Source organism: Dactylosporangium sp. NPDC050688, assembly GCF_040654515.1.
Classification (GTDB): Bacteria; Actinomycetota; Actinomycetes; order Mycobacteriales; family Micromonosporaceae; genus Dactylosporangium.
On record NZ_JBFAIC010000035.1, the window covers coordinates 50,346 to 66,804 of the forward strand.

Consider the following 16,459-nt stretch of genomic DNA (forward strand, 5'->3'; position numbering starts at 1 on the left):
AACTCGTCTGCCCTCATCGGGTTCCAGCTTGCACTACAGCCCGTTGCTTGGCACTCATCGGCACTCATCGGCGTCCAGTTCGATCACTCGCCCGGCCCCGACGCTGAGCTGCGTCCGGTTCGACGAGAGGAGTTCCGATGCCTGCCAAGCGCCGCCGTCGTACGAGGCACGACCGCGCCACCACCCTTGCCGTGCTCACCGGTGTGCTGTCCGGTGCCGCCCGTGCCGTCACCACCTGGATCATCGACCGCCTGACGGACGGCGGCTGAATTCCCCAAATTTCGGTACCAGTACACCCGTGACCAGCTCGGCCGCCAGGTCGAGCTGGTCACGTTCGCCGCGGCCGTCCGCGACGACGGACCGCTGCCGCGCCCGAGTCGAACACTCCGGCGAACAGCCACACGTTGTCCGGACCAGACGCGACCAGGCGGTCGTTGAACAGGGTTTCGTGGCGGGCAGCGGCATCGCGACCCGCTGCCAGGTGCCGCCGGTCCGGCGCAGGAGCACATGCTCGGTGTCGACCTGGCCGATGGCCCAGCCCTCGTCCTTGCTCACCGGGGCGACGTCGAACACCCCCGCGTTGTTGACGTCAGTGGCGTAGTCGATCCGCCAGCGCTCGGGCCTCGACATGGTCGCGCACCGGTCGGTGTCCGCGTACCGCCGCGCGTTGGCCCCCGGCGGCCGGTACAGGTGCGTCGGCGGCTCGGTGCCCACCCTGCTGCGCGTGCTGACGCTCGGCACGCTGACCGGCCTGGCAACGGGCCGGCGGCTCGCTGTCCTCGCCGCCAGGGAAGGCCCGGCCCACTTCCAGCCGGTGGCCCAGTCGTGCGTCCAGGGGGACCTGAAGATCCACATCGATCGCACGTTCACCCTTGACGAGGTGCCCGAGGCCCTGGCCAGGGTGGGCGAGGGCCACGCCCTCGGCAAGGTCGTCGTCAGCGTGACCTGACCCGGCGGCCGCTGCCGACGCCTCTACCGCGTGCGGTCGGCGTGCGGTGGGGCGGCTGATCTGTGATCATGGCCGACCATGGGGCTCGCCTCAGGCGAAGGTGACCTGCAGCTGGCCGTCGGTGCCGATGGTGACCTTGCCCGTGGGGGTGATCGGGGTGTCGCCGGAGCGGCCGGGGACAGGCGTGCCGCCGGGCAGGGCGATCTGCATGCTCCAGTGGATCACGCCGCCGGTGCCGGTGAACGTCACGTGGTCGGCGGCGTCGGCGGCCGGGGTGTACGCGCACGCCGGTTGCCGGGTGACCTGGGCCGCGATGTTGACGGAGCCGCCCACGACGATGGTGCCGACGCGGGCGTCCGCCGGGAGCGGGATCGCCGACAACGGTGTCATGGAGGTGGGCTCCGAGGGATCGAAGAGCTTGATTTCCGGGCAGGTCGGCTGCCGTTGGAAGATTTTCGTGGCGCACTGCTCCAGTGCGGCGGCGATCGCCGCGTCCGCGTTCGTCCGGCCCTCCGCCGACAGGGATGGCGGCGGCAGCGTGACCGCGGCGGCGCCGCCGGCGCCCGGCACGGCCGTGGCGGCGCGGCCGGCGAACAGTGCGTTGCTGTCCACTGCGACGGCATACGCACCCGGGAAGGCCGCGACGGCCGCGCCGGTCGACGCAACCGGCAGCACGACGCCGTTCACCGTGACCCGTGTCGCGTTCACCGCCGGCGGGTGTGCGAAGGAGAGCCGTACGAACGGGTTCTCCAGCTCAAACGCGCGGCCTCGCCGGTGCGCCGTGAGGGTCTGGGTGATCGCGGCGCCGTTCGCCTCGTACCGCACCGTCATCGTGGCCGCGTCGCCGCGCTCGACGACGCGGGTGATCGTCATGGCCTGCGGCCGCGACGCCGAATCGCTCAGTGCGGCGTCGGTCAACAGCGGGCTGCCTGCCGAGAGCTCCGCGCCGATCGTGCGGCGGTCGACGGCGAGCAGGGCACCGGCCGCGTCCCCGTCCGCCAGGCGGGCGAAGTAGTCCTTCGCCGCGTCGCGGGGGTCGGGGTCGAGCGCCCACCACGCGACGGCACCGCCTGCGGCGACGAGCAGCGCCACGACCGCGACCACCATGACGAGCGGCCGGCGCGGCCCTGGCCGGCCGGTGTCCTCCGGCGGAGTGTCGGCGGCAGGAGACGAAAGGGCTTCGGTCACGCCGGTACGGTAAAGCAATTGATCACGTGCCGCTGTCCCGGCGCCGGTCTCCGTCGTGAGGACGTGCATCTGGCCGGTGCCGTGCTGGGGAAAGCCGCGGGTCGGGAATGCGGGCGGCGGTGCGGGGCATAGGCTGGCGGGGGCCGGTGGTGTGGAGGAGTGTTGTGGTCGACGTACCCGACGCGGTCGTGGTGGAGCTGACCGGGCCGGTCGGTGTGGCGGTGCCGCTGCTGGCCTCACGCACCCCGGTGGCGCCGGCGGCGGAGCTCGGCCGGTTGCGCGCGGTCGCCGAAGGGCCCAGGACGCCGGGGCTTGCCGGGCGGCCTGCTGCCGCGGGGTTCCGGTCATCCGGCGAGCGGCGCGGGGAGGGCGACTCGCCGGTGCTCGACGCGCTCCGGTCGCTGCCGGAGCTGCTGACCCAGCGGCTGCTGGGTGCGCTGGAGCTGACCGTGGCGGAGCTGGATCTGGCCGCGGTGCCGGACCTCAGCGGCCTGCTGGGTGCGCCGTTCACCGGCCGTTTCGCCGTGACGAGGCTGGGCCGGGAGAGCGAGGCGGTCACCGGCGCCGTCATGCTGGACCGGACGTGGCCCGGGGCGCTGCCGCTGGTCGCCGCGCTGGCCCGCAGGCTGGCCGCCCACCCGGACGTCGCGGCACGGCTGACGGTGGATCCGGGGCTCGCCGACGAGCCGGGTGTCGCCGCCGCGCACGGTGCGGCGCACCTCGCGCTGGGCGTGGCGACCGCCGCCGCGGTCCTGCACCTGGTGGGCAGCGGGGAATGGGCCGTCGAACCGCCGGCCGTGCTGGGTGCCGGGATCGGCGCGGCGGTGCTGCTGCTGCGCGAGGCGCCGATGCCGGCCGGTTACGCCGCCGCGGTGCTCGCCCGGGCCAGGGCCGAGTACAGGCTGCCGGTCCACGCCGGGCAGTCGGCGCTGGTGTCGGAGCACCGGTTCGCGTTGCTGGAGGGCGGCGGGGTGCCAGCGGTCGACTTCGCCGGCAACGGCCTCGTCGCGGTCGTCCTGGGCGGCGCCGTGATCCGCACCGGCGTCGAGTCCGGCCACGTGTCGACCACGTTGCGGGTGCTGGACGGGCCGCCCGCCGGCGTCGCGGCCGGCTGGGAGGAGATCATCGAGGTCAGCTGGCGCTCGGGCGGCACCGGCGCGGCGGTGCTCGGGTCTGGTGCGGGCGCGCCGGATCTGCGCCGGTGCACACCGCCCTGGCCGGGCGACTACCGGCTGCGGGTGCACGCCCGCGGCCGCGACGACCTCGAGGAGCGCGGCAGCGAGTCCTACGAGCTGGTGGTGTGGCAGGCGCCGGCCGCGCCGGAGGTCGTGTACGCCCGCACCGACCGGCTCGGACATCGGCTGCGCGGCGAAGCGGAGCCGGTGCGGCCCGAGCTGCCCGAGGCCGCGTACCGGTGGGTGCGAGGCAGCAGCCTCGGCGAGGCGGCGACGGTCACGGTGGTCACCGGCTCGGACGTCGCGGAGGTGCTGCGGGCGTTCGGCGCCGATCCGGGCCGGCCGGAGTCCGCGCGGGCCGTCGTGGAGGACCTGTCGCGGCGGCGGTCGGTCGACCCGTGGGTGGCGGTGCTGGACGCCGGCGACGCGGTGCTCGCCGTGGAGTGGAACGGCTGGACGGGCTCGACCGTGCCCGTGCTGGTTCGGGCGTCCGCCGGCGGGCGGGCCGCCAGCATGTTCTGGAACGTCAACGCCGCGACCCGGCTGACCTTCGCCGAGCGCGGCGATCTCCTGCTGGCGGTGGAGCCGGCCGGTGACTTCGCCGTGCCGCCGGCGCTGGCCGTGACCTTCGCCGGCCTCGACTTCGCCGACCGCAACCGCAGCAGGTGGCACATGGGCCTGGCCGCGGTGCAGCGGTTCACCGGGCACGGCTTCACCGCCGAGCACCTGGCCCGCATCGAGGCCGCCGACGTGGCGTTCCGGATCGTGCCGGACCTGCCGCCGCTGTACCCGAACCGCCACCCGCGCCGCGCCGACCCGCTCGGCGCCGCCACCGGGACGCTGGCCGGCCTGCCGGAGCCGCGCCTGCGGGAACTGGCCTGGTGGGCCGTGGCCGAGGCGGCCCGGTACGCCGGACTCAGCGACGACCCGGACATCGCCGCGAGCCTGAGCGCCCGCGCCCTCACCCCTGACGCGGTTGTGCGCGCCCGCCGGTCCCAGCTCGACGGCGGCGAGCACAGGGCGCTCTGGCTCGCCCTGCACCGGGCGACCAACCCCGACCCCGTCACCGCGGTCATCGAGACTGTCGACGCGGCGCGGTACATCGCCGGACCGCACGCGGCGAACCTCATCGCCGACGCCCGCGCCCGCATCGCCGGCTGAAGGCCCGACCGGCCTACCCGTTTGCCGAGTCGAGGAAGAACTCGAACACCCGTTGCGGGTCCGGGTACCCCTGCAGGGCCGCCTCGCGTTCGGCCTTGGACAGCGGCGGGCGCAGGCCGGCGCGGTGGCAGAAGTCGAGCAGCTCTTCGGCGCCGAGCTCGCCGACCCACGGGCCGAGGAAGTCGACCAGGCTGGTGCCGAGCAGTTTGACGCACGCCTCGTCGTCGACGAAGACGACCGGGGCACCGGCGAAGGTGCTGGCGCCGGCGCTCCAGTACCCGATCGGCAGGTCGTTGTCGGACTCGCCGATCCAGAGGATGTCGGCCAGGAAGCGGGCGACGCCCGGGTGACCGTCGGCCAGGTAGTCCTCGACGGCGCGCGGGGTGTCGGTGACGGTGAAGAACTCCGCGAGGAACGGGTCGTCGCGCATCCGCCGCCACACCGGGAGCTCGGGCGGCTCCACGTCCCGCGCCGCCGGGGGTACGCCGGCCTCGGAACGCAGCCGTCGCAGCAGCTGTCCGGTGGCTTCGGTGCGGTCGGTCATGGCGGCTCCTGCTCAGTCACGGTCGTCCGGCGACCCGCGAAGCTACCGCACCCGGGCAAGGCCGATGCGCCGGCGTCAGCCCGGGGTGAGCAGACAGAACTGCTGCCGGTCGTCATGGGGCGGGCGCGGATCCGTCGTGCGGGATGCGCGGACCTGGCAGGTTCAGCGCGTGCGGTCGATCGAAGGACCGGAACCCTTTCGGCGAGATTGGCGACAGCGGACAGGGCGTTCCAGCAGATGTGACGTCACATGTCAGTACGCGTGCTGAGGTTGCGGTGCATTGCTCGCCGAGAGGCTTTGCGCAGCCGTGCAGCCTACGGCCTGGGATCGGGACGGGTGCGGGCGACCGGCAAGAAGGCACAGGTCAAGCAGTTGTACGCCACCCGAAAGCCACCTTGACGCACCTGTCGTATTACCCGGCGTTCACCTGCCGCGCCTACGTTTCCGGCGCACACCGATACACCGAAGGAGGGCCGTCATGTCCGAACTGCTTGCCGCGATCACGGTCGAGGTGGTCAGCGTCCTGCTGGTCTCGCTGATCGTCGCCGCGTGCCGCCGCCTCGTGAGCCGTCCCGCCTGAGCAAGCCGCAATCCCGGGTCTGCGGGTTGATTCCACACCGTCCGGGTAGAGGCACCTTTCCCGGGACGATTCCGGTGGAGGTGCTCATCCATGACAACCACAGCAACGAGGTCTTCAACCCGCCCGCAGAAGCAGGCCCCGGCTCCACGCGCTGCTGGGACTTCAACGACGCAGCCTCGGCGCCGCAGCCCGGCGAAGGGGGCCACCCCCACGACGGCAGTCGAGCCTCCGACCCGAGCGAAGGAACTCCCAGCCGTCAGCGCGACCGCACCGCCCAGGGGCGAGTCCGAGCTGGTGACCTGGCAGGAAGTTCCGATGCCGCACATCAAGGTGCCGGTCGTCCATGTGGCCGGGCCGGTGGCACGGTCGATGGTCACGAATGCCGAGTGGACGGCACGGACTGTCGCGTCCGCCGTACCGCAGCCGAAGCAACTGCTGTACTACGGCGGTGTCGGCGTGCTGGCCGCGGTCGGCATGCTGGAATGGCCCGTCGCCCTCGCGGCCGCGGCGGGTGTCTGGGTGGCGACCCACAGCGGTCAGCGTGCCGAACCGCAAGGCCCGGCCGAGGTGCCGACGGGTGAGACGCGGGCCAACGCTGGTCCCGCCGCTTCCACCGCACAGTGACGGCGGCGCCGACAGGCCGGCCGTTCGGCCGGCGGACGGCGTGGGCACGGGACGGCTTCGCCTACATCGAGGTGCGGGGCGCCCGAGACATGATCGGCGCCGAGAGCGGCGAGCTGCTGGAGAAGGCGCTCGAAACGCTGCGCGGCGTTGACTGGGCCGCATGGAATGCCGCCCTCGGCTGGCTGCTGATCAGCTACGACGAGGACACGCTCGGGCTCGACGACCTCGTCGAGGCGGTCGCGTCTGCCGAATCCGACCACATCCCTGCGGATCGGGCGGCCGGGCCGCCGAACCTCGACGCGGAGACCCGTCAGCTGGTGACGCTCGTCGTCGACCTGCTCGGTGCCGCCTGGGCGTCCGTGGCGCGGGGCCTGCGGCTACCTGCAATGCCGCGCGAGCTGGCCGCCGTCGTCGCGATGGTCGACCACATACCGGGGCTGCGCGCCCGGCTGCGCCGGGCCGTCGGCCGCGACTGGGCCGACCTGGCCGTCTCCGCGGCGAGCGCGGGGATTGATGCCGCGGGCCAGGCGAGGCTGTCCGTGCTCGCGGACGCCGCCATGCGGGTCGTCCTGCTGCGGGAGGCATCCGCGCAGCGTGACGCGTGGCAGCGCAGGGCGGCCGAGCTGCCCCGGGCGGCCGGCGCGAGCCGTGCCGGCCGCCTCGACGACCCGCGGCCCGCGGCGTTGCCCGACGGCCCGATCGAGCGCTACGCCCACCGGATCAGCACGCTGACGCTGCTCGCCTCCGGCGCGGTCGCGCTGCTCCCCGGCGGCGTCCGGCGTGCGGCCCGGATGCTCGCGGCCGGTTCACCGGTCCCCGCGCATGCCGGTCGGGAGGCGTACGCGGCTGAGCTGGGCCGGCTCCTCGCCCGCCGGGACGTGCTTGTCCGCGACCCGGGCGCGCTGCGCCGGCTGGACCGGGTCGACACGGTGGTGATCGATGCCCGGGCGCTGACCGGGGGCCGGCACGTCATCACGCACGTGGTGCCCGTCGCCGGCACGGTGGAGGACGCCTGGAAGGCCGCGAGCCGGCTCGTCGACGGGCATCGAGGCACGTTACCGACGGACGAAGACGCCGACGGCTGGGCGCTGACCGCCCCGCAGCGTCTCGACACCGCGATCCCGGCGGCCGTCCTGGACGACGCACGCGCCTCGGACGGCCGGAGGGGGAAGGTGTACGCGCTGACCCGCAACCGGCAGCCCGTGGCGGTCGTCCTGGTCGAGTCGGCGCTGGATCCGTTGACCACCGCCATGATCGCGGCCGGTCGCCAGGTCGGGCAGGTGCTGCTCGCCGGAGCGCCGGCTGAGATCCGTCGCCGGCTGCCGGCGGACGGCACCGTGCCGGGAGGCTCGCGGCTGGCCGAGTCGATCCGCGCGCTGCAGCGGGACGGCCACGTCGTCGTGCTCATCGGCGAGCGCAACGACACCGCCCTCGCTTCGGCGGACTGCGGCTTCGGCGTGCTGCAGCCTGATCGCCGACCTCCGTGGGGCGCCCACCTGATGGGCGGGCCCGGGCTGGAGACAGCCTGGCTGCTGCTTGAGGCGGCGACGGTAGCCAAGGCGGTGAGTAAGCGCAGCACCCTGGTGGCGTCCCAGGGTTCGGCGGCCGGCGCGCTGCTGGGGAACGTCGACCTGGCGCAGCGGTGCGCGCGCCGCGGAACGCTTGCCACCGGTGTCGCGCTGACCGCCAACGTCCTCAGCGCGGTCTGGTCGGCGCGCGGCCTGGGCCGCCGTGCGGTGCCAGCGCCCGCCGTCGATGTCGCCTGGCACACGCTGCCCATCCAGGAGGTCATGCGGATCCTGGACACGTCGCCGCACGGCATCAGCGAGGAAGCCGCCGGACAACGCCGGCGCGCCGAGGCTCCAGCCGGCGAGACGACGCCGGCAGCGCGGGGACTGTTCGGCACCGTCGTGGCCGAACTGGACACGCCCCTGACGCTGCCGCTCGCCGCCGGTGCGGGTGTCTCCGCCATGATCGGTGCGAAGAGCGACGCGGCGCTGGTCGCCGCCGTCATCCTGGTCAACGCGCTGCTGTCGGGTGTCCAGGACGTGGCCGCCCGGCGGGCCCTGAGCCGGCTGGTGAGCGCGGCGACGCCGCAGGTCCGGTTGCGCCGGGCCGGTGTCGATCGTGACGGCAGCATCGACGAACTCGTGCCGGGCGATGTCATTCTGCTGGAGCCCGGAGATGCGGTACCGGCGGACTGCCGCCTGATCGACACCTCCGGCCTCGAGATTGACGAGTCCTCGCTGACCGGCGAGTCCGTGCCGGTCGTCAAGAGCGTCGCCGCCACCCGCTCCACCGCCGTCGGCGAGCACACCGGCATGGTGTACGCAGGGACGACGGTCGCCGCCGGGTCGGCCACGTGCATCGTCGTGGCGACCGGTGAGAAGACGGAGGCCGGTCGTAGCGCGCGGGCGGCGCTGCAGGAGCCACCGAAGAGCGGCGTGCAGCAGCGGCTGCACGAGCTCACCAAGGCGTCACTGCCGGCGGCCGGTGCCGCCGCGGTGGCGCTCCTCGCCACCGGCCTGCTGCGGGGGCGGCTGGCCGAGTCGATCAACAGCTCGGTCGCGCTCGCGGTCGCCGCGATCCCCGAAGGGCTGCCGTTCATCGCCACCGCGGCCGAACTGAGCGCCAGCCGCCGGCTGTCCGAACGCAACATCCTCGTCCGCGATCCCAGATCGATGGAGGCGCTCGGCCGCATCGACGTGATCTGTTTCGACAAGACCGGCACCCTGACCGAGGGACGCATCGCGTTGCGCACTCTCTCCGACGGCCGTGTGCAGGTGCCGACCGAGCGGCTCACCCCGCGGCACCGGCTGATCCTCGCCGCCGCACTGCGCGCGAGCCCGGCGCCCAACGGGCAGGAAACGTTGCCGCACCCCACCGACCAGGCAGTCGTGGTCGGCGCCGCGGCCGCGGCCGTCTGCACCGACGAGAAGGCCGAGGGCTGGCAGCCTGTCCGCGAACTGCCCTTCGAGCCGGCACGCGGGTTCCACGCCGTCCTCGGCACGGCACGCAACGGCCAGGTGATCAGCGTCAAGGGCGCACCGGAGATCACGCTGCCGCGCTGCGTGACCTGGCACCCCGACGGGTCCGCCCGGCCGATCACTCCGGCCGACCGGCAGGAGATCGAGGCGGAGGCCGACCGGATGGCCCGGCAGGGGCTGCGGGTGCTCGCGATCGCGGAACGGGCAGCGTCCGGCAGGCGCCGCCTCGACGAAGAACGAGTCGACAACCTCGAGTTCCGCGGCCTCCTCGGGCTGGCCGACCCGACCCGGGCCACCGCTGCCGAGGCGATCGACCAGCTGCGGCGCGCCGGCATCAAGGTACTCATGCTGACCGGCGATCATCCCAGCACGGCGGAGGCGATCGCCGCCGAACTCGACCTGCTCAACAGCGGGACAGTGGTGACCGGGCCGGAGCTCGACGGCGCCGACGACGCGACCATCGACGCGCTGGTGGCCAAGGCCTCGGTCTTCGCGCGGGTGAGCCCCGGGCACAAGGTCGCGGTGGTCCGCGCGTTGCGGCGCGCCGGACATGCCGTCGCGGTCACCGGCGACGGCGCCAACGACGCGCCCGCCATCCGGCTCGCCGACGCCGGCATCGCGCTGGGCGAGCAGGCCACGGATGCCGCCCGCCAGTCGGCTGACATGATCGTCATGGACGGCCGCATCGAGACGATCGCCGACGGGGTGGTCGAGGGCCGCGCCATGTGGGCGTCGGTGCGTGAGTCGCTCGCCCTGCTCCTCGGCGGAAACCTCGGCGAGATCCTGTTCACCGTCGGCAGTTCCCTGGTCTCCACGACACCACCGCTGAACGCACGGCAGATCCTGTTCGTCAACCTCATGACCGACCTGCTGCCCGCGATCACGGTGGCCGCACGGCCGCCGAAGCACGTCACCGCGGACCAGCTCATCCGCGAAGGACCGGAGGCCTCACTCGGCACGGCCCTGACCGCCGACATCGCCCGCCGCGCCGTCGCGACCTCGGCGGCCACCGCAGCGGCCTGGTTCGCGGCCAAGGCCACCGGGACGGCCACGCGCGCCAGCACCGTGGCGCTCGCCTCCCTCGTCGGCGCGCAGCTGGGCCAGACCGCGCTGGCCTCCAGCGGTGACCGCGTCGTCCTCGGCGCGGCCGGCGCCTCCGCCGCGGCGCTCGTCGGCGTCGTGCAGACCCCCGGCCTGAGCCAGTTCTTCGGCTGCCGGCCGCTGGGACCCGTCGCCTGGGGCATCGTCCTGGCGGCCACCGCCGCCGGTACGACGGTCGGGGCGCTGCGACTGCCACGCCGGTTACTGGAACGCACGCGTCCGGACCGTTCACGCCCGTAACGTCCTGGCGGTTGACGGTGCCGGATCGGCGGCATGACTGCCGAGGTCCTGCACGACCTCCGTCGCCGCCTGGTTGCCCGGCTGCCGCACGCCGCCTGAAGGTTCGGCGCCGGCGGCGACGGGTCAGCGGATCTTCGGGCAGTGCTGCACGCCCCGTGGACCGTCGCAGATCAATCACCATGTTCGCGCCAGAGCCCGGTTGTCACCGGCGAAGCTACGCGGTCGTGAACGTACCGGCGGGTCAGCGGATCGACGGTGTACCGCCCGTCTGGGTGCTCGTGGACGAGGTGGGTGGCGCACAGCAGGTCGAGCCAGCGCGCCGCGGCGGTCGGGTCGCCGTCGGTGAACGCGGCGGCCGTGGCCGGCGACACCGGACCGGTCGTGGCTGTGCCCATGCGGTGCAGCAGCTGGCGGGCCGGCGCGGGCAGCAGCCCGTGCGACGCGTCCAAGGTGCCGGTGAGGGCCGCCCACGCCGGGTCCATCCGCTGCCATGCCCGCAGGCCGTGGGCTGTGCGCAGCTCCTGCACCAGGGTGCTGAGGCGGCGGTGTGGTCGGTCCAGCAGGCCGCCGGCGGCGATCCGCAGCGCCAGCGGTAGTCGTGCGCACAGGTGCACGAGGTCCGTGGCTGCGTCCGGCTCGGCGTGCACCCGGGTGGCGCCGACGAGTGCGGTGAGCAGCCGCCGGGCCGCGGCTGCCGACAGTGGGCCCACTTGGACCCTGGCCATGTCGTGCCTGGCGGTCAGCGCGCCGAGCCGGGCCCGGGCGATGATCATCACGAAGGCTTCGGGTCCGCCCGGCAGCAACGGTTCGACCTGTGCGATCGAGCTGGCGTCGTCGAGCAGCAGGAGCACGCGCCGGCCCGCCAGGACGGACCGCAACAGCGCCGCCGCCTCGGGCACGTCGCCGGACGGGCCGGGCACGCCGAGGGAACGCAGCAGCCTGGCCAGCGCGTCGGCGGGTTCGACCGGTCCGGAGGGGCCGTTGAGCTCCAGGTAGAGCTGGCCGTCGGGGAACTGGCCGGCGGCACGGTGCGCCCAGTGCACGGCCAGGGCAGTCTTGCCCGCGCCTGGCGGTCCGTGCACGAGCACCGCGGGTGCGGCCGGGGGTCCGTCGCGGGGCGGCAGTCCGCGCGGTGGTACGGGCCCGCGCTGCACGGTGCCGGCCGCCTGGTCCAGCAGGCTCAGCTGCTCCGCGCGTTCGGTCAGGCCGGCGGGTACGGCGGGCAGCTCCCGCCGCACCGGTGGGGTGCTCACCTGGACGGCGCTCGGGCGGCGGGGCCGGGCGAGCTGGCCGGACACTTCGGCGTCGACGGTGTCGCCGTCGCGGCGCAGGATCGCCAGGTTGAGCGACTGCAGCATCGGGCACGGCTCCAGCCCGAGCTGTTCGGTGAGGATGCGGCGGGCCGTGCGGTACGCGGCCAGGGCGTCGGCCTGCCTGCCGGCGCGGTACAGGGCCGCCATCAGCAGACCGTGCAGTTCCTCCCGGTACGGGTGTGCCACCGTCATGGCCCGCAGCGGTTCGACGAGGTGCGCGGGGCGCCCCAGCCGCAGCTCCAGCCGTACCCGGTGCTCGAACGCCAGCAGCCATCGTTGCTCGATGCCGTGCGCGGCGCTGGCCAGGTATGGGGTGGTGAGCCCGTCGAGGGCCGGGCCGCGGCGCAGCTGGAGCGCCTGGCCGAGCAGGTGCGCCGCTCGGGCGGCTGCGCCGGCCGCTTCCAGCCGTTCGGCGGTGCCGGTCAGTGCGCGGAACCGGTCGAGGTCGAGGTCCCCGTCGCGGGGTCTGATCGTGTACCCGCCGGGCGCGGTGCCGATCAGTGCGTCGGCGGACGGCACCGGCTGGAGGGTCCGGCGCAGCCGCCCGATGCGGTTCTGCACCTGGATCCGTGCGCTGGCGGGTGGGTCGGCGCCCCAGGTGGCCTCCACGAGCTGGTCGGTCGAGACCACCTTGCCGGCGTCGAGGAGCAGTGTCGCCAGCACCGCGCGGCTGCGCACACCGCCGATCGGCAGCGTCTGCGCGCCGATGGTGACGGTGAGCGGGCCCAGCAGCCGGAACAGTGCCGGCCCGGTGTCCGGTGCCGGTGGTCCGGCCAGGTGCTGCGGCGCTGCATGCATCGGTTCCCCCTCGTCCGGTGACGCGTGGGCCCAGCATGATCGGCGGTGCCTGACGGAACCTTGACGCGACCTTGATCGAGACTCTGGAAGGGATTTGCCGGAGCGGCAGGTCGGCCGGCCGTGGTGGTCCACGGCCGGCCGACGATGCGCCGCCGCCCGGACGGGGTCAGGCGGCCAGTTTCGAGACCTCCGCCGGGGGCATCGCGCCCGCGTACACGCGGACGTCGTCGATGTCGCCGGTCCAGAAGTCGGTGATCAGCGCATTCCACTTGCCCCGGCCGATGGTGAACGCGCCGCCCGCCTGCCATCGCGGGCCGGTCGGTGCGGTGACCGCGAGCACGCCGTCGAGGTACAGGCTCAGCTGGCCGGCCACGGCGTCCCGCACGGCGGTCAGCTGCACCCAGCCGCCCGGGACGCACGCGCCGGCGTTGGCGTACACCGCTGAGCTGCTGGTCGAGTCGGCCGACCTGACCAGCATCGACCAGTACGACGTGCTGTCGGTCCGGCAGCCCAGGAAGAACCCGGAGATGGTGGTCCCGTCCTGCGCCAGTGCCGTGCGTGCGGCGCCGCCACCGGTCCAGCGCACCCACCCGGCGACCGTGTACGACTGATCGGTGTACACCGCGGGTCCGGCCGTGGCCAGGAACTGGTTGGTGCCGTTGAACGACGCCGCCGAGACCGGTCCGTCGCCGCGGTCGTCGGCCCAGGTCACCCCGCCGGTCGCGGTGGCGTCGCGGCCGTAGGCGGTGGCGTCGGTGCCGTCGCCGTCCAGCCGCCACCGGCCGACGAGCGTCGCCGCGCCGGGCGCCAGCTCCTGCGCCGACACCACCCGGTCCCAGACCTTGACCTCGGCGATGCTGCCGTCGAAGAAGTTGTTCACCGTGCCCTGGTACCGGGCACGGCCGATCAGCAGCGGCCCGTTCGCCCGCCAGTTGCCCGCCAGGGTGGCGCTGCCGGCGAGCTTGCCGTTGACGTACAACCGGATCTGTCTGGCACCGGCGTCGTACACGGCGACCAGGTGCGTCCACACCCCGAACGGGGCGGCGGCGTGCGCGGCACGCACGATGGCCGGAGCGTTGCCGTCGACGCTGTACATGTCCAGCGCCCACCCGGTGCCGGCCAGGTACTCCAGGGCGAAACCGCAGTTGGAGGCGCCGTCCTGGCACAGCACCGCCCGATGTGTCGTGGTGCTGTTCAGTTTCGCCCAGGCCGAGACGGTGAAGCTGCGGCTGGTGTCCAGGACCGGCCCGGCCGTTGCCGCGTACGTGGTGGTGCCGTTGAACGCCACCGAGGTCGGCGCCGCCTTCGCGGGGCCGTTGACGATCCGGCCGGCGGTGCCCGCGGCCCCGGCGGTCAGCGTCGCAGGGTGGGTGGTTCCCCGGCTGGTCGTGTCGGCCAGCGTGGTGCTGCCGGACGGCTCGCCCATGTCCCAGACCCCGACCGGGGCGGTGGCCGGCCCGAGGACGAACACGTAGGTCGCCAGCGGGCTGGTGCGGCCGGCGCTGTCGACGGAGATCACGTACAGGGTGCTCTGCCCGCCGTCCGTCGGGTCCTGCGGCTTGGGTGGTGGCGGCGTCAACGGTACGGTCACCGTGGCCCCCGGCGACGGTGCCGCCACGTGGGTGGTGGGCGGGTCGGACCAGCCCCACCGGTACCCGGTCACGTCGGTCACGCCGCTGGCGGTGAACGTGAAGTCGGCGGTCAGGCCGACGGCGCCGTAGGTCGTGTTGAGGTCGGTGCCGTACACCGGTGAGGAGACCCCCGGCGGGAACTGCGGCGAGACCGTGTCCACCCGGAACTCGCAGTACCCGGACCACGTCGAGCTGTCCGTGCCGGACGTGCCGTTGTAGGACCACGGGTCCTGGGTCTGCGCGCGCCACCGGTAAATGCCGTCGTTGACGAGACCGGACGTGATCTTGTACTGCCCGGTCGCGCCGGACGTCAGGCTGGACTGGGAGCCCGAACCGAGCGCGGTCCAGGCGGTGCCGTTCCACTGCTCCCAGGCGAACGCCGCACGCAGGTCGGTTTCGGTGTCCGGGTCGCTGACCACGGCGCGCAGGGTGGGGGTGGCCGTCGGGATCCCGGGACGGTTGCTGCTGGTGCCGCAGCCGGTGCCCTCAGCGCTCAGTGACGTCGGCACCCGCGGGACCGAGTTGTACGTCACCGACAGCGTCGCGTCGTACCGGAACCGCTTCCAGCCGCCCGGCATGCTGGTCTCACTGCCGGCCCGCAGCCCCAGCGTCAGCGTCGACCAGCCGCTGGACAGGGCCTCGTTCACGCCGCCGAGCGCGTTGAACTCCACCCATCCGGGTCCGTTGGTACAGCCGGACTTGCGGGCGATCGACACGCTGGCCAGCTGCTTGGCCCAGGTCGAGGCGTGGTTGTCCCAGGTCGTGCTCGAGGAGACCGCGCCGGTGCGCCACAGCTGCACCGCGTCGGCCGTGCAGTCGTAGGCGTGGGTCTCGTACGCGCTGAACGTCGACGCCAGCACGTGACTGCCCCTGATCACGCTGGGGATGGTGAACTCCCAGGCCAGCCGCTTGATGTTGTCGGCGTTGCAGGTCGGTTCGAGCTGCACGTCGCACAGGCCCACGCCCTGGTCGCCGGTGAACTTGTAGGTGGGGTCGTCGCCGCCGAACCCGCTCTGGATCATCGCCCAGTCGCTGCGTGCGGCGGTGACCGACGGGTCGACGTAGACGGGGAACACGGTGGCCGGGTCGTCCAGCAGGGCGTGGTCCGGCGTGATGGTCAGGTCGGTGCCGGACACCGAGGTCGCCATCGTGGCGACCCGGTCGCCGCCGACGGGCCGCTCGGCGGATCTGCCGCCGGCGCCGAGGACCGCAGCCACGCCGTCCGCGGTCGCGCCTGCGGCGTGCCGGTCACCGGTGGAGTCCCACATGCGTGGGGCAGGGCTGGTGAACTCGACCCGTCCCGCACCGTCGGTCGCCTCGAACCCGCCGCCGGCGGCGCGCAGCGTCAACCCGGCCGCGGTCAGCGACAACCGCAGCGTCCGCAGCGCCGGGTTCGCCGCCGCGGCACGCTCACGCAGCACCAGCACCTCCGAGAAGCCCTCCGGCTCAGCGGTCAGCACGAGGTCGACGCCGGGCTGCACGTCACGGTAGGTGGCCGTCGAGCCGCTCAGTTCCGGCGCGGGCAGCGGCCACGGCAGGCCCAGGCTGACCTCCCGGCCGCCGGTGCCGAGCCGCGCCGCCGGCCCGGTCCCACCGGCGGACAGGCGCAGGTTCCCGGCGGCGGCGACCGGCACGACCTGCCCACCGGCGTGGCGCAGGGTCGTGTCGACGGGCGTCCACGTGCCGTCGGGCCGCCGCACCCGGGTCGGTGCGGCGGTCACCTCGGTGGTCCACGACCCGTCCGGGTTGGCGAGGGTCCGCGAGCGTTCGGTGCGCCGCGACAGGATCTCGGCGGGCCGGCCGGTCGCCCGGGCGGCGGCGATGGACTCGGCGGCGTCCGGTGCGGCGGCGTTCTGCGCGGGGTCTTGCTGCGCGGGATCGGCCGTCGCCGGTGCGGGCGGCGGTGCCGCGCCGGCCGGCGCGGACAGGACCGGTGCCGTCTGGACCAGCACAGCGGCGCAGAGCACGGCGGCGAGCAGCGACCGCGTCAGCCGCAGCCGGTGTCGCCGGACGCCTGGCGGGCCCGGTACGACGGGACGCGGACGGTCCCTCACGGCCGCATGTGTGGAACTGAGCCACCTGATCATGGTGCTCCTCATCGGGTTGGCCGGGCCCGTCCGGGCCGGATGATCCCCGGGGGCTGACGGCGACGCACGGTCATGCTCGGC

The 16,459-nt window shown here is 74.0% G+C and carries 10 protein-coding genes; 5 read left to right on the forward strand and 5 right to left on the reverse strand.

Annotated features, from left to right (window positions below):
- Positions 1-137: 137 nt before the first annotated feature.
- Complete coding sequence (locus AB0H83_RS29200) at positions 138-269, forward strand: hypothetical protein (RefSeq protein WP_360099988.1); 132 nt, start codon at positions 138-140, stop codon at positions 267-269.
- Here the strand turns inward: AB0H83_RS29200 and AB0H83_RS29205 are convergent.
- Complete coding sequence (locus AB0H83_RS29205) at positions 241-573, reverse strand: hypothetical protein (protein WP_360099990.1); 333 nt, start codon at positions 571-573, stop codon at positions 241-243. The two genes, AB0H83_RS29200 and AB0H83_RS29205, sit on opposite strands and share 29 nt — an antisense overlap.
- A 55-nt stretch (positions 574-628) precedes the next feature.
- On the opposite strand from AB0H83_RS29205, the gene AB0H83_RS29210 reads away from it, so the two are divergent.
- Positions 629-949: a zinc-binding dehydrogenase gene (locus AB0H83_RS29210; RefSeq protein ID WP_360099992.1), complete on the forward strand. Its 321-nt coding sequence runs from the start codon at positions 629-631 to the stop codon at positions 947-949.
- A 90-nt stretch (positions 950-1,039) separates the two neighbouring features.
- Here the strand turns inward: AB0H83_RS29210 and AB0H83_RS29215 are convergent, their stop codons facing one another.
- The gene (locus tag AB0H83_RS29215) at positions 1,040-2,137 is read right to left on the reverse strand and encodes a hypothetical protein (protein ID WP_360099994.1); all 1,098 of its coding nucleotides are present in this window, start codon (positions 2,135-2,137) and stop codon (positions 1,040-1,042) included.
- 164 nt (positions 2,138-2,301) lie between these two features.
- On the opposite strand from AB0H83_RS29215, the gene AB0H83_RS29220 reads away from it, so the two are divergent.
- A complete protein-coding gene (locus tag AB0H83_RS29220; protein ID WP_360099996.1) occupies positions 2,302-4,473 on the forward strand; it encodes a DUF6461 domain-containing protein in 2,172 nt (723 codons plus the stop codon).
- 13 nt (positions 4,474-4,486) lie between these two features.
- Here AB0H83_RS29220 and AB0H83_RS29225 read toward each other — a convergent pair whose 3' ends face one another.
- Complete coding sequence (locus tag AB0H83_RS29225; RefSeq protein ID WP_360099998.1) at positions 4,487-5,017, reverse strand: hypothetical protein; 531 nt, start codon at positions 5,015-5,017, stop codon at positions 4,487-4,489.
- An 895-nt stretch (positions 5,018-5,912) separates the two neighbouring features.
- Between AB0H83_RS29225 and AB0H83_RS29230 the strand changes: the two genes are divergently transcribed.
- Entirely contained in the window at positions 5,913-6,221 is a 309-nt protein-coding gene (locus tag AB0H83_RS29230; protein ID WP_360100000.1) for a hypothetical protein, read from the forward strand.
- The gene (locus AB0H83_RS29235) at positions 6,218-10,549 is read left to right on the forward strand and encodes an HAD-IC family P-type ATPase (protein ID WP_360100002.1); all 4,332 of its coding nucleotides are present in this window, start codon (positions 6,218-6,220) and stop codon (positions 10,547-10,549) included. The genes AB0H83_RS29230 and AB0H83_RS29235 overlap by 4 nt, the downstream gene beginning before the upstream one ends.
- Positions 10,550-10,719: 170 nt before the next feature.
- Here AB0H83_RS29235 and AB0H83_RS29240 read toward each other — a convergent pair whose 3' ends face one another.
- Entirely contained in the window at positions 10,720-12,660 is a 1,941-nt protein-coding gene (locus AB0H83_RS29240; RefSeq protein ID WP_360100004.1) for an AfsR/SARP family transcriptional regulator, read from the reverse strand.
- A gap of 166 nt (positions 12,661-12,826) precedes the next feature.
- Complete coding sequence (locus AB0H83_RS29245) at positions 12,827-16,345, reverse strand: LamG-like jellyroll fold domain-containing protein (protein ID WP_360100006.1); 3,519 nt, start codon at positions 16,343-16,345, stop codon at positions 12,827-12,829.
- Positions 16,346-16,459 lie beyond the last annotated feature (114 nt).

Excerpts from the sequence above, each read along its gene's own strand:
- AB0H83_RS29240 (WP_360100004.1), bottom strand. The coding sequence starts at position 12,660 with ATGCATGCAGCGCCGCAGCACCTGGCCGGACCACCGGCACCGGACACC.
- AB0H83_RS29230 (WP_360100000.1), top strand. The coding sequence starts at position 5,913 with ATGCCGCACATCAAGGTGCCGGTCGTCCATGTGGCCGGGCCGGTGGCA.
- AB0H83_RS29200 (WP_360099988.1), top strand. The coding sequence starts at position 138 with ATGCCTGCCAAGCGCCGCCGTCGTACGAGGCACGACCGCGCCACCACC.
- AB0H83_RS29225 (WP_360099998.1), bottom strand. The coding sequence starts at position 5,017 with ATGACCGACCGCACCGAAGCCACCGGACAGCTGCTGCGACGGCTGCGT.
- AB0H83_RS29210 (WP_360099992.1), top strand. The coding sequence starts at position 629 with ATGGTCGCGCACCGGTCGGTGTCCGCGTACCGCCGCGCGTTGGCCCCC.